Consider the following 16,798-nt stretch of genomic DNA (forward strand, 5'->3'; position numbering starts at 1 on the left):
CTCGCCTTTTTGATGTAACCAACCCGGCTTAGGCCGGGTTGGTTACTAAATCAATAAGCTCAGAGGCTTGATGATGTCTTGTTAATCGAGCAATCATGTTTTATCTAAGCTCTTTAGATAAAGTTTTTCTAAAATATTGAATGCTCCATTTAAACCGGATGAGTCATTAGCATTACGGATAAACTTATCGAAAAGAGTATATTCTATTGGAACTTTTTCTTGTTCAACACCTTTAGATTTGAAGTTCTTTCTATTCTCAGAAAAAACGTTAATAAAATTAGCTACATCTTTAGGTGGTTTGTCATTATGCCTTACAAATAGCATATATATTAAAGGTATTATTGCTTCACTTTTAAGGCCAATGTCTCCATCCTCAAAGTTTTCACCTATTTTGTTAAGAGTGTCAGGTAACGTCAATAAGTCATCTATTAAGCTAGGGTCACTGTTCTCAAAAAGCATATCAAGATCACGCTTTTTGGTATTTACAAAGGCCTTGTTTGCGGAAATAAGACATATTTTTGCAGCTGTGTTTTTGTCTTGTCCGCGAGTTTTATTATATTTGCTTTTTATAAAGAGATCACTGTTACAGATGCTCCGAACAATATCTGCTATTGGTCCTGTTCTAGCATTTCTTATTTCAGCACCTTTTAAGGATGCGCCTTGATTAAGTCTAATAAATAGTTCATTTATTTTGTTTTCTTCATCAGTAACAACGCTTACAACATCTAGGTTAAATTGGTCTATGATGTCGTATGCAATGGCAGGGTATTTTGATTTTATTTGACTGTATTTCAACCCTTTAAGGTTAATGTTCGGGTTGTTGTAGAAAATAATGCTTCTAGATAGACGTATCTTGTCATCCAAAAAATCAAATATAGCTTGTAATCGCTGTTTTCCGTCTATAACCGCATATGGCATACACCGTTGATTCAGGGCACTATTAGAATAGCTAAAGTCAGCAAGATATATTTTTGGAATGTCAAATCCATTTATTATGGAGTCAATTAAATATGCTTTAGATCTTAAATTCCATACACCGCCCTTACGCTGATACGTTGGCGAAAAATCGATATTTTCTTTCTGTCTATGCCACCAACTAAGAGTTTTAGCATCATGCTTTTGTATTTTAAACATGTTAAACCTCATATCCAAAATTTCTTTTTATTTCTAATGCCAGGCCATTCAAATCCGGGTAGACTGTTGCATCTGTAATTCCCATGCAAATTAACATATCTAGTATTGATGCAATGTTATCTTTTGGTATGATAATTTTTCGCAGGGTCATCTCATGCCAATCTTGTCCAGTTAAGAACATTTGATCAAGTGATGTTAAATTGTTTCCCTGAATGGTGAAGCTACCTCGTTGTGCAACAATCCTTGGACTATTATGAACACCATAAATAGCTGCTGGCATTGCATTGTCTATTGACTCTGGCTTATATCCATTCATCTCTGCTGCTTTGACAGAGCGAGGGCCACTCGCGGTTTGAGTTCCTAAATGGCTAAAGGTCTTCGCATTAAGGTGTTGTGGGTTTAAAATCCATACAGCACAATTAAATGGATATTCATTATTTATTTTTTTAGCTGAACTGAGTGCAAAAAATAATGCAATGGAAGGGTTCTCCGTCCAGTCTAGGAGTCGAGTGGGTACGCCGTGGTGTTGCATTAAAAATAGCTGCTCCCAGACATCATCTACTCGGCTGTTGAGATATGGAACACTTCTCTCATTAAACCTACCAAGGAGCGATTTCTCCATCCGTTTCAGTGAGTCAATATCTGTAACATTAGAATTTCTTAATAAGGAAGGTGCTAATTTATATGTGTCATTAGAGACACCTCTAAACCATAGACTACATGAATCATCTTTTAGTAAATCATGCACATGGTCAAAGTATTCTTTGAGGTTGGTGATAGCTTTTTCATTTAGTTCCATATAATATGTCTTTATCGTCTCGTTTGATAAACATAGATACAGTTACAATTCTTCATGACATTAACTTTATAAAACATCTAGCTATCTACGATAGTACCGCTGTCTTTAAAGGCCTCAAAATGTAATTTTGAGACAAGCATCGCATAATGAATATTTAAATATTTATTCATTAAATATTTATGTCTTGGTAAAGGTCAACAAAATCTGGGACACCCACCTTTTTGAGTAAGCCGTAGCCAGGCTGGTGATGAGGTGATGGATGGTTCGGTGGCCGGAGTGGGAGCGACAAGGTGACAAAATCTGGGACACCCACCTTTCTGAGTGAGTCGTAGCTGAGCTGGCTGTCGATGTTGTGGCGGATGGAAAGCGAGAGCGTTTCTGAATCAGGGCTGGCTAAGAGCTGTTTTGGCGCTAAAGCCTTTTATTGGGGCAGTGTCATGCTCGGCATGGGGCGACATGCCGGGGTGGGCTATAAAGCAGGGGCTATCAATTCAAAATTGCGGCTGGTGACATCGCCGCTGGCCGCAGTGTTGCGCGAACTGTTGGCAATGCGCTCTGTCGCCCACGGCTCTGATGCCTTGCCGTTTAAACAGCGTCACTTGTCGCAACCATTGCGTTGCATCAAGGCCCAGCCGTTGCAGGATGGGCGCAAGGTGAGCCGAAATATGGCCTCGCTTGTCTGTTCTAATGGCTCGCCCTGTCCCGTCGACCAGTGCCAGATAGTCGATGAAGGCATAGGGCAGGCAATCAGGCTCGCCTTTACTGGAAAACGGCAGCAACAGCGGTGGTAAAGATGGGGCGGATTGTTCGTTATCAAGACGCTGCTTGATGCTGGTGTAGTCGCTCTCTTCGGGTCGGTCGGCAATCGCTGCCCGTATCGGATTGAGGTCAACGTAGGCCATGCAGGCCAGCAGGGCTGACTCGGTGAGTAGGGCCTGACTCTTGAAGCGCCCCTCCCAGAAATGGCCCTTGCAACCATCCTCCTGATTGGCCTGGCGGGCCAGATTTTCATTGAGCAACCGAACAAACCAGCTGATGGAATGCAGCCGCTCACGCCATTGGGCTATTAGCTGTTGTACGACCATCAGCTCCGGTTCAATCAGGGATTCTCCTTGATACCAGCGCCGCACCAGCAGGGGCCACTGAAACAGTGCCGCCCAACGCTCGGCCACTTCCTGCTCACTCCAGCGGGTGGCGATATCTCGTTCAACCTTGAGCACCAGATGATAGTGATTGTTCATCACCGCATAGGCGCAGACGCCGATGGCAAACAGCCGTGACAACTGTCCCAGCTTGTCTACCACCCATTGGCGCCTGTGCTCATAACTCTGGCCGGAATGGGTATCTTCACCGCACAAGAAGGCCCGCCGCACGCAGCGACTGACCACATGGTAGTAAGGCGTATCTTGCAAACTGATTTGACGGGAACGGGCAATGGTCATGGCAACCTCCTGCTATCACTCCTTTAGTCAAGAACAGGGGTAAGACGCTGTCAAAAAGGTGGGTGTCCCAAAATGCCTTCAGGCAACGTCATGCCCGGCATCGGATGACATGCCGGGGTGTGATATGACGCGGGACTAGCGATTCAGAGGGGCGGCTGGTGACAAATCTGGGACACCCACCTTTCTGAGCGAGTCGTAGAGAGGTTGGTGCTCATCAAAAAGATGGGTATCCAAGATGATGGAAAGAGTCGGCGAGCGCCCAGGCGGGGAGTTCGCCGCCCATTCAGCCAGCATGATGATGTTCACCCGCCGGCGAGATCAGGCCCCCTGCCAGCGCTTGAACAGCACGCTGGCATTCACGCCGCCAAAGCCAAATCCATTGGAGATGGCGTGCTCGATCCGCATGTCACGGGCCGCGCCCCGCACTATGTCCACGCCGTCGGCGAGCGGGTCGGGGCGCTGCAGGTTGCGGGTGGCCGGCACTCTCTGGTCGCGAATGGCCAGGGCGGTGAAGATGGCCTCTATGCCCCCGGCGGCCCCCAGCAGATGGCCGGTGGCTGACTTGGTGGAGGTCACCGCAATCTGGTTGTCATCGCCAAATACGCGTTTGATGGCGGCCAGCTCTCCCTTGTCACCCACCGGGGTCGAGGTGGCATGGGCATTGAGGTGCTGGACATCCGCCGCCTGAATGCCGGCCTGAGCCAGGGCCGTCATCATGGCGCGGCGTGCGCCGTCGCCATCTTCGGGACCGGCGGTGAGGTGATAGGCGTCGGCACTGGTGCCATACCCCACCAGCTCCACTATGGGGGTGGCACCCCGGGCCAGGGCGTGTTCCAGGGATTCAATCACCAGGATCCCGGCCCCTTCGCCCATGACAAACCCATCGCGGTCGACATCGAACGGGCGGGAGGCTGACTCGGGATCATCGGCATAGGCGGACGACAGGGCGCGAGCCGCGGCAAACCCGCCCAGACTGACGCGGTCTATGGTGGCCTCGGCCCCGCCACAGATGGCGATGTCGGCCTCACCGCAGCGAATGAGTCTGGCGGCGTCGCCAATGGCCTGCACCCCTGCGGCGCAGGCCGTGACCGGCGCCCCGAGCGGCCCTTTGAAGCCGAAGTTGATGGAGACATGGCCCGCCGCCATGTTGACCAGGAACGAGGGGATGGTGAAGGGGGATAGGCGGCGCGGTCCCCGTTCATCCGTGGTACGCACGGCCTCGACGATGGCGGGGAAGCCGCCGATGCCCGAGGCGATGATGGTGGCGGTGCGCTCCTGCTCCGCCGCCGTCTTGGGGGCCCAGTTGGCTTGCAACAGGGCCTCCTTGGCCGCGGCAATGGCAAACAGGATGAAGCGATCCATCTTCTTTTGCTCCTTGGTCGATACCACGGCATCGGGGTCAAACCCGGCCACGGGATCTTCGGCCAGGGAGGGCACCATGGCGCCCACCTTGGCGGCCAGCCCTTCGGTGAAGGCCTCCGGCAGGCGGCGCAAGCCGGACTGGCCCGCCAACAGCCGCTGCCACACGGTTTCCACCCCATATCCAAGCGGGGTCACCGCTCCCATTCCTGTCACCACGATGCGAGTTGAGCTCATGATTCTGATTCCTGTTTCGAAGGGTTATCGCTGCTCATCACGCCATTGGCATGGTGCAGACGCTGCTTCATGCCATCACTGGCGGCCGGTCCCGGCACCAGGGTGTGGCGCGAGGGTGAAATCTCCTGACCCGTGCGCCTGTCCACCAGCAGGGGCTCGACCAGCTCGCCCGTCTGGGCATCCCTCAGCTGGATGCTGGCCCCCTCGGGCGCCAGGTGGTTATTGCCCCAGGTGAGCAGGGCGATCAGCACGGCGCTGAGATCCTGGCCGCGGGGGGTGAGCGCATATTGATAGCGAGGGGGCCGCTCGGAGTAGAGCCGCTTCTCCATCAGGCCCCCCTCGACCAGGGCGGTCAGGCGTCGGGTCAGTATGTTGGGGGAGATGCCAAGGCTCTTTTGAAATTCATCGAAGCGCGACAGGCCATGCATGGCATCGCGGATAATCAGCAGACTCCACCACTCGCCGACGTGATCCAGGCTGCGGGCGATGGGGCACTGCTGTTCACTCAGACTCTTCTTGCGCATGTGGGGTCATCAGGTTACTTGCATAATGGAAGTAACCATACGGTCCTTACTTCCATTATGCAAGTGACTCGTGCCGTCCGGTGGTGGGCGATGCTATGCGACACCTCGAACCTAGAGCCCCCTGCAATGGTTGCCATAACCTGTCGCGGATCACGCTCGCTCCCTGGGCTTTTTATCCCCACAGGCTCGAACCGGAAAACGGATGCGCTATAGTGGGGGCCGCTCGTGCACACCCGCCTTCAACCCGATTAGAGAACGCACCATGAACCGTGACATTACCGCCCAGTTTATCAAGATGCTGACCAACCTCGACGGCTGCCTGGCCAAGGCCGCCGCCCATGCCGAGGCCAAGAAGTTCAACGTGGACAACTTCTTCGGCGAGCGCCTCATCGTCGACATGCTGCCGCTAAGCAAACAGGTGCTGATCTGCTGTGACTCGGCCCGCGCCGTGGTCGCTACCGCCAGCCACAGCGAGATGCCGGTCATGGGGGACGAGCCCAAGACCATGGCGGATCTGCGCACTCATGTCGAAAAGACCATCGCCTTCCTGCAGAGCAAGCTGGACGCCGACTACGGCCGCTTCGAGAGCGGCCACTACTTCCCCTACTGGGCCGGTGGCAAGGGGATGGATGGCAAGACCTGCGTCCATGAGTACGGCATCCCGAACTTCTACTTCCACCTGACCATGACCTATGCGCTGCTGCGTCAGGCGGGGGTCGATCTCGGCAAGAAGGACTACCTGGGCGGCCTGAACCTGCAATAAGCGCCCTAGCCCTTCGCCAGAGAGCCTGCCATGTCGGCAGGCTCTCTGCGTTTGGGGGGAGCAACAGGCGCGGCGGGCAGGGCCGCCTCCGGTCGAGCGCCGGACCATATGTGTGGCGGTCGGCAGATAGAAAACGGCGACCCTGGGTCGCCGTTTGGCCAAATATATGGGTGCGCCGCCCGCGCGGCTAACCCGGTATCTCGGGCTCGACCAGGGCGAGCAGCTGGGTCAGGGACTCCTGCCAGCCGAGGTAACACATCTCCACCGGGATCACCGCGGGGATCCCCTCCTGCACTATGGCGAGGTCGGTGCCGCACAGCACCGGGCTGAGGCTGATGGTCACCCGCATCTCCCCCGGCAGGTTGGGGTCATCGAAGCTGTCCGTGTAGCGAATGCGCGCACCTGGCACCAGCTCGAGGTACTCGCCGCCGAAGGAGTGGCCGTGGCCGGTGCCGAAATTCGTGAACGACATCCGAAAGGTGCCGCCGACGCTGGCGTCTAGCTGGTGTACCTGGCAGGTGAAGCCGTGGGGCGGCAGCCACTTGGCCAACGCATCCGCCTCGATGAAGGCTCTATAGACCCGCAGCGGCGGAGCCTTGACTACCCTGTGCAGTCGTACCGTTCCTGTCGTCATGATTCATTCCTCTTCCTGGGGTCCCGCACAAGGATAGCCGCTCATGGGCGCCGTGCCCGCCCCACCCCTGGCCGCCAGGGAGCGAGGGGAGAAGGACAGGCGCAGGGATGGTGGCGGGATGGGAGGCGGCGGCTTAGCCGCCAAGGGCGATGGTGATGACGACGATCACGGCGCCCGCCGCGGCGAACAGGATGCCGATCAGCCAGGGGCGCGGGGAGCCGGCGTAGTGGGCCAGGCCACGACCGATCAGCATCAGCATCAGCAGGGCGATGGCGTGGGAGAGGCGCAGCGCCAGCACGGTGTCATCGAGGAAGATGAACGGCAGCAGCACGGGGAAGGTGGAGAGGAACACCAGCAGGAAGACCCCCAGAGTGTTGCGCAGATCGTTCCAGAAGAAGATGCGGCCCAGCGCCGTGGTAGGGTGCTCGTTCAGGCGAGCCTGCCAGCCTCTGAGCTCCTCGTCGCGACTGATCTCGGCCAGCAGTTGCGGCAGCGCATCGCGGATCGCCAGCAGGGCCGCCGGTTCCCCCTGCGGCAGCAGGCGCAGCTGTTGCAGCAGCCGCAGGGAGCGGCCGCGCTCGGCCAGGGTGGTGATGAGGTAGACGATGGCATCGATCATGCCCCAGGCGATGTTGCAGCCGATGCCGGCGATCAGCAGCTCCTTGACCTCCGCCTGCCCCGCCTCCAGGGCGTTGAAGCAGCCGGTGAAGGTGAGCACCATCAGCAGGCCGAACAGGATCTCGGAGTGGCGGGAGATGGGATCGAGGGGGGAAAAGCGGGATTGGCTCATGGCAGACTCACTTCCTTGTGACTCGGGTATGGACAAGCATGGGTCGGCTTTTCATCCGCGGTCAAGGCGCCATAGCCGCAGGCCGGACGCCGCCTCGGCCTCCTGGTCAAACGGCTATCACCCAGGTCGGCATCAGGGGGTGGTGGCGGCCACTGTATTTGCCGCAGGGGGAGGCGATGGCCGCCGTTCGCTCATATAATCGCCGCCATGCAAGCGACTCATACGGCCTTGCTGATACGGCGACCCAGCCCGGCTGGCGCGGGGTGGCCCTCAACACAGACAGAGATTGGCAGGAGTGTGAATATGAGCGAGGTCGTGATCGGGTGCGCGGTCGAGGGCGATCTGGATGGCATAGCGGCGCTGCAGGCCGAGAATCAGGCCGATAGGGGCGGCTCCCTGGCGGCGAGTCTGCCGCGGGACAAGATTGCCGAGATGATGGGTGCCATGCCGCTGATAGTCGCGCGCCGGGAGGGGCGGGTGACCGGCTTTCTGATGACCGGCTCGCGGGCCATGACCATAGAGGTGCCCCTGGTCAGGGTCATGTTCTCCGTCTATGAGGGGGCGCCCGATGCCTATGTGTACGGCCCCATCTGCGTGGCCGCCGAGGCGCGGGGCCAGGGCCTGGCGCAGGCCATGTTCTCGGCGTTGCGGCACCAACTGCCGGCGCGAGAGGGGATCCTCTTCATTCGGTGTGACAACATCGCCTCGCTGCGCGCCCACGAGAAGATGGGCATGCACGAGGTGGCCGCGTTCGAATTTGGCGGCAACGAGTTTGCGGTGCTCTCCTATCTTGGCTGAGGCGGCGAGGCTGGCCCCTGCCGTCAGCTTCTTTCGCTAACCGAGTGATTTTTCGATAGATCTGCAAGGAGTTGATCAAGGTAGAGGTTATTGCCGCCGTTCGCTCATATAATCGCCGCCATGCAAGCGACTCGGAAGGATTCGATGATACAGCTGATGGCGGCCCTGTTCGGGTTGTTTTACGCCAGCCTGGTGTGGGCGGCGCCGACACCCTTTGTTGCCGCGCCGGCGACCACCCTGGCGAGCCAGGCCAGCATGGAGCCGCTGCTCTCCTGGTTCACCGGCGAGTTCTCCAGTCAGGAGCAGGCCGGTTACGATCGCCGCTTCACCAGCGCCGAGCTGCGGCTGGTGGAGATCTGGCCCGGTGACAGCGGCTTTCGCTGGGTCTACGCCGAGCAATTCCTGACCGAGCGGGCGGTGCGCCCGTTTCGCCAGCGCATCTACCGCTTCTCCCCGCTGCCGGACGGCCGCATCCTGATGGCCGAGCTGACCATGCCCAGGGCCATCGACTTCGCCGGCGCCTGGCGCAAGCCCGAACTGCTCGACTCCCTCACCCCGCAACAACTCTCCCTGCGCCAGGGCTGCGAGATCTGGCTGACCCGCCAACCCTCCGGAGAATACGCGGGCCACAGCAGGGTCGGCAGCTGCGCCACCAACTTCGGCGGCGCCAGCACCCTGGTGCAATACCTCTGGATCGGTCCCAACAGCGTCAGGCTGCTGGACAGGGCCTACGACAACGCCGCCCATCAGCGCTGGGGCAGCCCCGGCGAGGGCTATGTCTATCTGCGCAGGGTGAAACAGCGCGGGGAGTGAGCCGGCCGGCCCGCCGTCAGGCCGCTATGTCCAGCTCGTGGCGATGCTCGCTGAGGTAGTCGATCAGCAGTCGCAGCCGCAGCGGCATGGGCTCCCTGGCGGGGTAGAGCATGTTGACGGGGCGCGGGGTGGGCAGGGCATCCGGCAGGATTTCCAGCAGGGCGCCGCTGGCCAGCTCCTGGCTCAGCAGGGCGCGCGGTTGCAGCACTATGCCCGCATGGTTCAGGGCGGCCACCTTGAGGGCGCCGCCATGGTTGCTGATGAAGGGGCTGTCCCACAGGTGCAGCTGCTCGAGGGGAAACTCCGCGGCCAGACCGGACTGGGTCAGCCAGGGGGCGAAGCCCAGGCAGTGGTGGCGGGCCAGATCCGCCAGCTCGAGCGGGGTGCCGTGGCGTTGCAGGTAGAGGGGGGAGGCGCAGAACACCGAGGTCGAGTGGCTCAGCGGACGGGCGATATAGGCGGCGTCCTTGGGGGTGCCGACCCGGAAGATGAGATCGAAACCATCGCCGATCACATCGACCAGCCGATCACAGAGATCCAGCTCGATGCGGATCTGCGGATACAGCGCCATGAAGCGGCACAGCAGGGGGGTCAGCCGATAGCTGCCGAAGGTGATGGGGGCATTGATGCGGATCTTGCCCGCCGCCTGACCGGTGTGGGCCTGGGTATTCTGCTCCAGCTCCCGATAGTGTTGCAGCAGGCTCTGGCAACCGCCGAGGTACTCCCTGCCCGCCTCGGTCAGGCTCTGGCGGCGGGTGTTGCGGTTGAGCAGGCGGGAGCCGACCCTGGCCTCCAGCCACTTGATGTATTTGCCGATCATGGCCGGCGTCATCTCGAAGCGATCCGCCACGGCACTGAAGCTGCCCGCGCGGGCGACCTCGACGAAGATCTCGATGGCGGTCAGGCGATCCACTCTAAACTCCTGGTTTATAAAGCCGAGCGCCACTATGTCTGGCTGGCGAAGAGGCTGTCAATATACTGGGCGGCATCCAATCGACCACGGAATGCCCTGCGATGAGTCTCGAATATTACGCCCTCTACCTGCTGCTCGCCCTGGGGACTGTGCTCAGTCCCGGCCCCGCGGTGATCTACACCATAGGCAACACCCTGACCCGGGGCACCCGCCACGCCATCGCCGGCTTCGTCGGGGTGGCGGTGGGGATACTGCTGGTGGCGACCCTGGCCTCGCTGGCGGTGCTCTGGTTTACCCACTGGCTGGCCGGGGGCCAGCAGATCCTCACCCTGGGGGGCGCCCTCTATCTGCTCTACCTGGGGGTGAACTCCTGGCGTCAGCGCGGGGTCAGCCCCGTGGTGGGCATGACCACGGATCGGGATTGTCGGCGCAGCTTCGCCAAGGGGGTGCTCATCAGCCTGCTCAACCCCAAGGCGATCATCTTCTTCACCAGCCTGTTCCCCCAGTTCATCGACTTTCGCCAGGGGGCGCTGGGCCAGTGCATGCTGCTGGCGCTGAGCTTCAGTGGCGTGGTGCTGGTGGTGCACGGTGGCTACTGCCTGGTGTTTCGCTGGGTGGGGCTGCAGGGTTATGGCGATCGCTTCGCCAGGGGGATCAACCGGCTGTCGGCGGTGATGTTCACCGGCTTCGCGCTCTTGTTGCTGATAAGGGCATTGGGCTGAGAGGGGGATCGGGAGGCAGTGCCGGCAGGGGGAACCCGTTTGGCGAGGAAGAGCGGGATGGTGCCGATCCAGATCGGCCCCATCCCGTGCTTGCATCAGAGTTTGAACAGCGGCCGCAGGCGGATGCCGATCAGGCTGCCGCCGAGGGCCATCAGCATCCAGACCCAGCCGTGCAGGCTGCCGGAGGCAGTGCCGTCGAAGAAGCCGCCGAGGTTGCAGGCGCTGTACATGGCGCCCATCCCCATCAGCAGACCGCCGAGGATGGCCGCCAGGCTGTTGCCGAGGCGGATCGGGGTGTGGCTGCCGCCCCCGCTGAGACAGCGAGCCAGCGCCGCCCCCAGGATCCCCAGCCAGAACATGCCGACCATGGGGTTGGTGAACAGCGGCTGGGCCAATTTCGGGTTGCCCTCGAACAGGCCGAACAGGGAGGCGCCGCGCAGCGCCATGTCATAGACGGCGCCGGTGATGGTCCAGGCCGAGCCGTGCAGGGCCACCACCGCGGAGTTGAGCAGGGCGATCAGGATGCCGCCGGTCAGCACGGTGAAGCGACCGTCGCGCCAGAACAGGTTGCCGCCGCCGAAGATGGGCTTGATCTCGCCGGTGCGCTTCAATTCACTCTTGCGAAACAGCAGGAACAGCACGGCGACCAGCGCCAGGTTGAGCAACATGCCGCTCCATATATTGCCGGTCAGATCCTTGGCCAGCACGACCTGGCTGGAGAAGGTGGCGTCGAAGGTGGGGCGGAACTGGTTGCTGATCAGGGTGCCTATGCCGTAGCAGAGCAGTACCAGCCAGAAGCGGGGCTGGCCCTCGCCGCAGCAGTAGAGGGTGCCGGTGGCGCAGACCCCCGCCAGCTGCATGCCGATCCCGAACAGGAAGGCGCCGACGATGAAGGGAATGCCGATGGCCATCACATTGCCCACCATGGCATCGCCAAACAGGGCGTGACTGAAGGAGAGGAAGCAGGTGAACAGCAGAATTTCGATGGCGATGGTGAGCAGGTGAACCCGCACATAGTAACTGTTGCGCTTGGTCAGCATCTCGCGCCAACCGAACACTATGCCGAAGCGACTGAAGGAGAGGGTGAAGCCGAAGCCGAATCCGATCAGGGCCATCAGGGCCCATTTCATACCAAAGGTGTTGCCGAGCCAGAGTAACGCTCCCCCCGCGAGTGCCACGATGGGGAGCGACCATTTTCGAGTCATGCCGATGCATCCTTAAACTATTGTGGTGAGTTGACGGCCTGCATCCTAATCCCACAATGAGTCCGACACCAGCCCGCTCGACGGTTGGCGTGGTTTGCATGGCTCAGATATAGGCACTCGCCTCGCCGGCCAGCTCCACCAGGATGGAGAGACTGACGGCGCCAAACAGCAGGCCGGTGACCAGATTGAGCGGTCGTTGCACCCGGCCGAGCAGATGTTGGGCCCGCGCGGTGGAGAGGCTCCAGGCCAGCAGCCCGAACCAGGCCAGAGACAGCAGGAACAGCTCCAGGATCAGCAGGCCACGGGTCAGGCCGTCCACCTGTGGTGTCACCATGGCCGCCAGCAGGCCCATGAAGAACAGCAGCGCCTTGGGGTTGAGCAGGTTGGTGGCGAGCCCGGCCCGCAGCCCCCGGTTCCAGCCTTGCAGCTCGCCGCCGGCCCTGAGTGCCAGCGTCGTGCTCACCTGCCGCGCCGCCTTGATCGCCCCCCAGCCGAGCCAGCCCAGATAGAGGGCACCCACTATCTTCACCGCCATGAACAGCCAGGGTTGGCTGGCGATCAGCAGGCTGATGCCGGTCAGGCTGAGGGTGGCGTGCAGCAGGATGGCGAGCGCTATGCCGAGCGCCGCCCCGAGGGCGGTGGGTCTGTGCAGGCTGGTGCGCAGGATCAGCGCGAAGTCGGGACCCGGGCTCGCCAGGGCGATCAGGTGGATGAGACCTATGGTCAGAAACAGGCTGGTGAACATGACATAACTCCAGGAAAGACGACGAGGTGGCAGCATGGGGGATAGGGGCGGGGGCTGGCTTGTAAAAGATTGCATCTGCCGGTGGTATTTGGCCGGGCCGGCGGTCGTCAGCCTGCTTAGCCTGTGAAAGAGAGCATCTTCCGGTGGTAATCGGTCGGGCCGGTGGCCGTCAGCTCGACTGGCCTGTGAGCGACTGCATCTGCTGGCGGTAGTCCGCCGGGGTGAGGCCGAAGGCTTGGCGGAAGCCGTGGTGGAAGTGGCTCTGATCGAAGAAACCGACCGCCAGTGCCACCTCGCTCACCGGCAGGCCGCGGGCGAGCAGGAGCTTGCCGCGCTCGAGACGCAGCCGCTTGAGCCAGGCGTAGGGGGTCATGCCGGTCTTCTTCTTGAACTGGCGCAGGAAGGCGAAGCGATCCAGCCCGAACTGGGCGGCCAGATCCTCCAGACTGTGGCGCTGATCCAGCTGACCCAGCAGATAATCGCGCAGGTAGCGCAGCTGGGGATCCGCCAGGGCGTGGCGCTCCGGTGCCAGCCGTAGCAGATCGCCGAGCAGGGCCAGCAACCGGCTCTCCGCCAGCAGGCCGTCCGGCTGGGGGCGATCCAGGTACATGTGCAGCCGGGCGAAGCCCTGATAGAGGTCGGGTCTGGCCTGTAGCCCCTTGTCGAAGAAGGGCTCAGGGTTGTCTGGCAGCCAGCGCGCCAGCTGTTCGGGGGCGATGGCAAACACCCGCACCTCGTAGCCTTCCGGCAGCAGGCTCAGGCCATCGTGCATCTCGTCCGGGTTGACGGTGGAGAGCTCGCCGCGCACCAGGTTGTGGCTGCTGCCCTTGTGGATGAACTTCTGGCCACCCTGCTGCACCAGACCGATGTGATAGTCCAGGTGCACGTGGCGGCCATAGCTGAACTCCCTGTGGTGGGAGTGGGAGAGTTCAACCCCCGGCAGCAGCGGGGATTGCCAGTAATGGATGCGGGATTGGGGTGCGCTCATCGACTATTGATAACCCGAAAGCCGGCGATTGGCTTGTAGATTATTGCGTCGACCACCGCGCACCCTGGGCCTCAACCCGCGGCCTGACGGCGCTTGCCGCTGCGCAGCCCGTCCAGGCTGAACAGCACCAGCGCGCTCCAGATGCAGCCGAAGGTGATCATCTTGTCCAGCGCCAGCGACTCCCCGTACAGGGTCACCGCCAGGATGAACATCAGGCTGGGGCCTATGTATTGGAAGAAACCCAGGGTGGAGAGCTTGAGCCGGGTGGCGGCCGCGGTAAAGCAGAGCAGCGGCGCCGTGGTGACGGCCCCGGCGGCGATCAGCAACAGGTTGAGGTGCCAGTCATTCTCGGTGAGATGGCTGGTGGGGCTGTCGGCGAATCCCCACAGGTAGATGGCGGCGGGGGGCAGCATGATCAGGGTCTCGATCAGCAGGCCGGTGAGGGCATCGAGGGCCAGCTTCTTGCGGATCAGGCCGTAGATGGCGAAGCTCGAGGCCAGCACCAGCGCTATCCAGGGCAGGGAGCCGAAGGCGATGAGCTGGACGGCGACACCGATCACCGCCAGCCCCACGGCCCACCACTGCAGGCGGCGCAACTGCTCGCTCAGGAACAGCATGCCGAGCAGCACGTTGAACAGCGGGTTGATGTAGTAGCCGAGGCTGGCATCCAGCATGTGGCCGTTGTTGATGGCCCAGATGAACAGCAGCCAGTTGCCACCGACGGTGACCGAGGTGAAGGCCAGGGTGAGCAGCACCTTGGGTTGGCGCAGCACCGCCCGCACCTTGTGCCACTGGCGGCCGAGCAGGGTCAGCACCAGCAGCAGGACGCAGGACCAGATCATGCGATGGGTCAGGATCTCGGCGGCCGGGACGGCGGAAATGGTCTTGAAGTAGATGGGCGCCAGGCCCCAAAGGGTATAGGCACACAGGGCATAGATGACGCCCTGGCGCTGAATTTGTTGCTGCATGTGGATAACCTTCAGAGTCGGATGTTGGAAAACATCGCAAAAAATCAGTGTAGCGATACTTTTGGGGGGAAAGAAGTGAATAAACGAGGCTTGGCGAGATTTTTACAGCATGGAACCGGCTCAGCGGCCGCCGCCACGGCGGATCTTCTCCACATCCATCAGCAGCCACAGCATGAGTACGATGGCGGAGATCCAGGGGCCCCAAGTCACATAGGCCTCACCCTGGCCCAGCACGAAGAACAGGAGCGGCAACCCCACTACCAGAAACAGTACACTTCCCAGAAAAAACAGCATTTTTATCTTTATATTTAACAGCTTGTCTATTTGACGATTATATCGATTGAGGCGGGTGATGAAAGGGTAAAAATGGAAAAGGGGGATTTCTCCCCCTCTTTCGTCACATCGGCTCATTTCTGACATTAATCGAGCTGGATCCAGGTGCTCTTCAGCTCGGTGTACTTCTCCAGCGCGTGCAGCGACTTGTCGCGGCCGTTGCCGGATTGCTTGAAGCCGCCGAACGGCATCGTCATGTCGCCCCCATCCCAGTTGTTGACGAACACAGTGCCGGCACGCAGGGCGCGGGAGCCCTTGATCGCCTGATTGAGGTCCGCAGTCCAGATGGCGGCGGCCAGGCCGTAGTCGCTGTCGTTGCCGAGCGCTATGGCTTCTTCGAGCGTGTCGAAGCCGCTCACCGCCAGCACGGGGCCGAAGATCTCCTCGCGGAAGATGCGCATCTGCGGCGTCACCTCATCAAAAATCGTGGGGGCTATATAGAAGCCACCGCTCTCCTGATTAGTGCGCTGGCCCCCCAGCAGCAGCTTGGCGCCCTCCTGCTGGCCGATCTCGATGTAACGCAGCACCTGCTCCAGCTGGATGTTGTCCACCATGGCGCCGATGCGGGTGGCGGGGTCGAGCGGATTGGCGGAGATCCACTCGCGGGCATGGGCCAGCAGCCGCGCCATGAACTGCGGCTTGATGCTGTTTTGCACCAGCAGGCGGGAGGCTGCGGTGCACACCTCGCCCTGGTTGTAGAAGATGGCGCCGACGGCGCTCTTGGCGGCGGCGTCCAGATCCGGCACGTCCGCCATGATGATGTTGGGGCTCTTGCCGCCACACTCCATGAAGGCGCGTTTCAGGTTCGATTTGCCGGAGCACTGAACCAGATGCTTGCCGATCTTGGTGGAGCCGGTGAAGGTGATGCAGTCCACGTCCATGTGCATGGCCAGCGCCTCACCCACTGTGTGGCCAAAGCCTGGCAGCACGTTGAAGACTCCATCCGGGATGCCCGCCTCTTTCGCGATGCCGGCGATGCGCAGGGCGGTGAGGGGGGATTTCTCGGACGGCTTGAGGATGACGGAGTTGCCGGTGGCGAGCGCCGGTCCCAGCTTCCAGCAGGCCATCACCAGCGGGAAGTTCCAGGGCACGATGGCGGCCACTACCCCGAGCGCCTCGCGGGTCACCAGCGCCAGCGCGCTCTCCTCGACCGGGGCGACCTGATCGTAGATCTTGTCGATGGCCTCGGCGTTCCAGGCGATGCAGTTGGCGGCAGCGGGGGCGTCATAGCCCATGGCGTCGCCGATGGGCTTGCCCATGTCCAGCGACTCCAGCAGCGCCAGCTCCACCTTGTTGAGGCGCATCAGCTCGGCGAAGCGCTGCATGATCTGCTTGCGCTGCTTCGGGGCCAGCCCGCTCCAGCGCTTGTCGGTGAAGGCGGCGCGGGCGGCTTGCACCGCCAGCTCGGCATCCGCGGCATCGCAGGATGCCACCTTGGTCAGCAGCTGGCCGTTGGCCGGGTTGATGCAGTCGAAGGTGGCGCCGTTGACGGCGTCCCGGTAGCTGCCGTCGATAAAGGCTTGCGAGGGCAGGGTCAGATGGGCGGCCTTGTGTTGCCACTGGGCCAGGGTCAGGTCACTCATGTTCACTCCTTGAACCGGCAAAGATAGTCTCCGCGTATCAATATGCTA

The 16,798-nt window shown here is 60.2% G+C and carries 18 protein-coding genes; 4 read left to right on the plus strand and 14 right to left on the minus strand.

The genetic code is table 11. The annotated features are described in order from the left end of the window. Window positions 1–93: 93 nt before the first annotated feature. From KW821_RS18505 to KW821_RS18525, 5 genes are all read right to left on the minus strand, one after another. Window positions 94–1,134 (minus strand): DUF262 domain-containing protein, encoded by a 1,041-nt coding sequence (locus KW821_RS18505; protein WP_218292486.1) that lies wholly within the window; start codon window positions 1,132–1,134, stop codon window positions 94–96. A 1-nt stretch (window position 1,135) separates the two neighbouring features. Beyond that, complete coding sequence (locus KW821_RS18510; protein WP_218292487.1) at window positions 1,136–1,933, minus strand: FRG domain-containing protein; 798 nt, start codon at window positions 1,931–1,933, stop codon at window positions 1,136–1,138. Between the two features lie 491 nt (window positions 1,934–2,424). Next, window positions 2,425–3,375, minus strand: a complete 951-nt coding sequence (locus KW821_RS18515) for a transposase (protein WP_218292488.1) — start codon at window positions 3,373–3,375, stop codon at window positions 2,425–2,427. Window positions 3,376–3,693: 318 nt separating this feature from the next. Then, window positions 3,694–4,971, minus strand: coding sequence for a beta-ketoacyl-ACP synthase II (gene fabF / locus KW821_RS18520; protein ID WP_218292489.1), 1,278 nt, complete (start codon window positions 4,969–4,971; stop codon window positions 3,694–3,696). Further along, window positions 4,968–5,495: a helix-turn-helix domain-containing protein gene (locus KW821_RS18525; protein WP_218292490.1), complete on the minus strand. Its 528-nt coding sequence runs from the start codon at window positions 5,493–5,495 to the stop codon at window positions 4,968–4,970. The genes fabF and KW821_RS18525 overlap by 4 nt, the downstream gene beginning before the upstream one ends. 262 nt (window positions 5,496–5,757) lie before the next feature. Between KW821_RS18525 and KW821_RS18530 the strand changes: the two genes are divergently transcribed. Then, complete coding sequence (locus tag KW821_RS18530; protein WP_218292491.1) at window positions 5,758–6,258, plus strand: DUF1993 domain-containing protein; 501 nt, start codon at window positions 5,758–5,760, stop codon at window positions 6,256–6,258. A 187-nt stretch (window positions 6,259–6,445) separates the two neighbouring features. On the opposite strand, the gene KW821_RS18535 is transcribed toward KW821_RS18530, so the two are convergent. Further along, window positions 6,446–6,892 carry an SRPBCC family protein gene (locus KW821_RS18535; protein ID WP_218292492.1) on the minus strand — a complete coding sequence of 149 codons (447 nt, stop codon included), beginning with the start codon at window positions 6,890–6,892 and terminating at the stop codon, window positions 6,446–6,448. A gap of 133 nt (window positions 6,893–7,025) precedes the next feature. Then, on the minus strand, window positions 7,026–7,682 hold the full coding sequence (locus KW821_RS18540) for a hypothetical protein (RefSeq protein WP_042652938.1): 657 nt from the start codon (window positions 7,680–7,682) through the stop codon (window positions 7,026–7,028). A gap of 303 nt (window positions 7,683–7,985) precedes the next feature. On the opposite strand from KW821_RS18540, the gene KW821_RS18545 reads away from it, so the two are divergent. Beyond that, window positions 7,986–8,480 carry a GNAT family N-acetyltransferase gene (locus tag KW821_RS18545; protein ID WP_218292493.1) on the plus strand — a complete coding sequence of 165 codons (495 nt, stop codon included), beginning with the start codon at window positions 7,986–7,988 and terminating at the stop codon, window positions 8,478–8,480. A 144-nt stretch (window positions 8,481–8,624) separates the two neighbouring features. Then, the gene (locus KW821_RS18550) at window positions 8,625–9,293 is read left to right on the plus strand and encodes a chromophore lyase CpcT/CpeT (protein WP_218292494.1); all 669 of its coding nucleotides are present in this window, start codon (window positions 8,625–8,627) and stop codon (window positions 9,291–9,293) included. A 16-nt stretch (window positions 9,294–9,309) separates the two neighbouring features. On the opposite strand, the gene KW821_RS18555 is transcribed toward KW821_RS18550, so the two are convergent. Beyond that, the gene (locus KW821_RS18555; RefSeq protein ID WP_218292495.1) at window positions 9,310–10,206 is read right to left on the minus strand and encodes a LysR family transcriptional regulator; all 897 of its coding nucleotides are present in this window, start codon (window positions 10,204–10,206) and stop codon (window positions 9,310–9,312) included. A gap of 101 nt (window positions 10,207–10,307) precedes the next feature. Here KW821_RS18555 and KW821_RS18560 point away from each other — a divergent pair, with 101 nt between their 5' ends. Continuing rightward, window positions 10,308–10,928 carry a LysE family translocator gene (locus KW821_RS18560; RefSeq protein ID WP_218292496.1) on the plus strand — a complete coding sequence of 207 codons (621 nt, stop codon included), beginning with the start codon at window positions 10,308–10,310 and terminating at the stop codon, window positions 10,926–10,928. 95 nt (window positions 10,929–11,023) lie between these two features. On the opposite strand, the gene KW821_RS18565 is transcribed toward KW821_RS18560, so the two are convergent. From KW821_RS18565 to KW821_RS18590, 6 genes are all read right to left on the minus strand, one after another. After that, window positions 11,024–12,133, minus strand: a complete 1,110-nt coding sequence (locus KW821_RS18565; RefSeq protein ID WP_232018886.1) for a YeeE/YedE thiosulfate transporter family protein — start codon at window positions 12,131–12,133, stop codon at window positions 11,024–11,026. A 103-nt stretch (window positions 12,134–12,236) separates the two neighbouring features. After that, on the minus strand, window positions 12,237–12,878 hold the full coding sequence (locus tag KW821_RS18570) for a LysE family translocator (protein WP_218292497.1): 642 nt from the start codon (window positions 12,876–12,878) through the stop codon (window positions 12,237–12,239). A gap of 169 nt (window positions 12,879–13,047) precedes the next feature. Further along, the gene (locus KW821_RS18575) at window positions 13,048–13,866 is read right to left on the minus strand and encodes an AraC family transcriptional regulator (RefSeq protein ID WP_042652933.1); all 819 of its coding nucleotides are present in this window, start codon (window positions 13,864–13,866) and stop codon (window positions 13,048–13,050) included. A gap of 71 nt (window positions 13,867–13,937) precedes the next feature. Next, window positions 13,938–14,834 carry an EamA family transporter RarD gene (gene rarD, locus KW821_RS18580; protein WP_042652932.1) on the minus strand — a complete coding sequence of 299 codons (897 nt, stop codon included), beginning with the start codon at window positions 14,832–14,834 and terminating at the stop codon, window positions 13,938–13,940. A gap of 120 nt (window positions 14,835–14,954) precedes the next feature. Continuing rightward, window positions 14,955–15,128, minus strand: coding sequence for a hypothetical protein (locus tag KW821_RS18585; RefSeq protein ID WP_170176021.1), 174 nt, complete (start codon window positions 15,126–15,128; stop codon window positions 14,955–14,957). A 125-nt stretch (window positions 15,129–15,253) separates the two neighbouring features. Then, window positions 15,254–16,750 (minus strand): aldehyde dehydrogenase, encoded by a 1,497-nt coding sequence (locus KW821_RS18590; RefSeq protein WP_218292498.1) that lies wholly within the window; start codon window positions 16,748–16,750, stop codon window positions 15,254–15,256. Between the last annotated feature and the right edge of the window lie 48 nt (window positions 16,751–16,798).

Source organism: Aeromonas sp. sif2416 (assembly GCF_019218665.1).
Taxonomy (GTDB): Bacteria; Pseudomonadota; Gammaproteobacteria; order Enterobacterales; family Aeromonadaceae; genus Aeromonas; species Aeromonas encheleia.

Bases quoted from the DNA above. Each gene is read 5' to 3' on its own strand.
- KW821_RS18585 (WP_170176021.1), bottom strand. From the start codon at position 15,128: ATGCTGTTTTTTCTGGGAAGTGTACTGTTTCTGGTAGTGGGGTTGCCG.
- KW821_RS18525 (WP_218292490.1), bottom strand. From the start codon at position 5,495: ATGCGCAAGAAGAGTCTGAGTGAACAGCAGTGCCCCATCGCCCGCAGC.
- KW821_RS18540 (WP_042652938.1), bottom strand. From the start codon at position 7,682: ATGAGCCAATCCCGCTTTTCCCCCCTCGATCCCATCTCCCGCCACTCC.
- KW821_RS18590 (WP_218292498.1), bottom strand. From the start codon at position 16,750: ATGAGTGACCTGACCCTGGCCCAGTGGCAACACAAGGCCGCCCATCTG.
- KW821_RS18515 (WP_218292488.1), bottom strand. From the start codon at position 3,375: ATGACCATTGCCCGTTCCCGTCAAATCAGTTTGCAAGATACGCCTTAC.
- KW821_RS18505 (WP_218292486.1), bottom strand. From the start codon at position 1,134: ATGTTTAAAATACAAAAGCATGATGCTAAAACTCTTAGTTGGTGGCAT.
- KW821_RS18550 (WP_218292494.1), top strand. From the start codon at position 8,625: ATGATACAGCTGATGGCGGCCCTGTTCGGGTTGTTTTACGCCAGCCTG.
- KW821_RS18545 (WP_218292493.1), top strand. From the start codon at position 7,986: ATGAGCGAGGTCGTGATCGGGTGCGCGGTCGAGGGCGATCTGGATGGC.
- KW821_RS18570 (WP_218292497.1), bottom strand. From the start codon at position 12,878: ATGTTCACCAGCCTGTTTCTGACCATAGGTCTCATCCACCTGATCGCC.
- KW821_RS18535 (WP_218292492.1), bottom strand. From the start codon at position 6,892: ATGACGACAGGAACGGTACGACTGCACAGGGTAGTCAAGGCTCCGCCG.
- KW821_RS18530 (WP_218292491.1), top strand. From the start codon at position 5,758: ATGAACCGTGACATTACCGCCCAGTTTATCAAGATGCTGACCAACCTC.
- fabF (WP_218292489.1), bottom strand. From the start codon at position 4,971: ATGAGCTCAACTCGCATCGTGGTGACAGGAATGGGAGCGGTGACCCCG.
- rarD (WP_042652932.1), bottom strand. From the start codon at position 14,834: ATGCAGCAACAAATTCAGCGCCAGGGCGTCATCTATGCCCTGTGTGCC.
- KW821_RS18575 (WP_042652933.1), bottom strand. From the start codon at position 13,866: ATGAGCGCACCCCAATCCCGCATCCATTACTGGCAATCCCCGCTGCTG.
- KW821_RS18510 (WP_218292487.1), bottom strand. From the start codon at position 1,933: ATGGAACTAAATGAAAAAGCTATCACCAACCTCAAAGAATACTTTGAC.
- KW821_RS18565 (WP_232018886.1), bottom strand. From the start codon at position 12,133: ATGACTCGAAAATGGTCGCTCCCCATCGTGGCACTCGCGGGGGGAGCG.
- KW821_RS18560 (WP_218292496.1), top strand. From the start codon at position 10,308: ATGAGTCTCGAATATTACGCCCTCTACCTGCTGCTCGCCCTGGGGACT.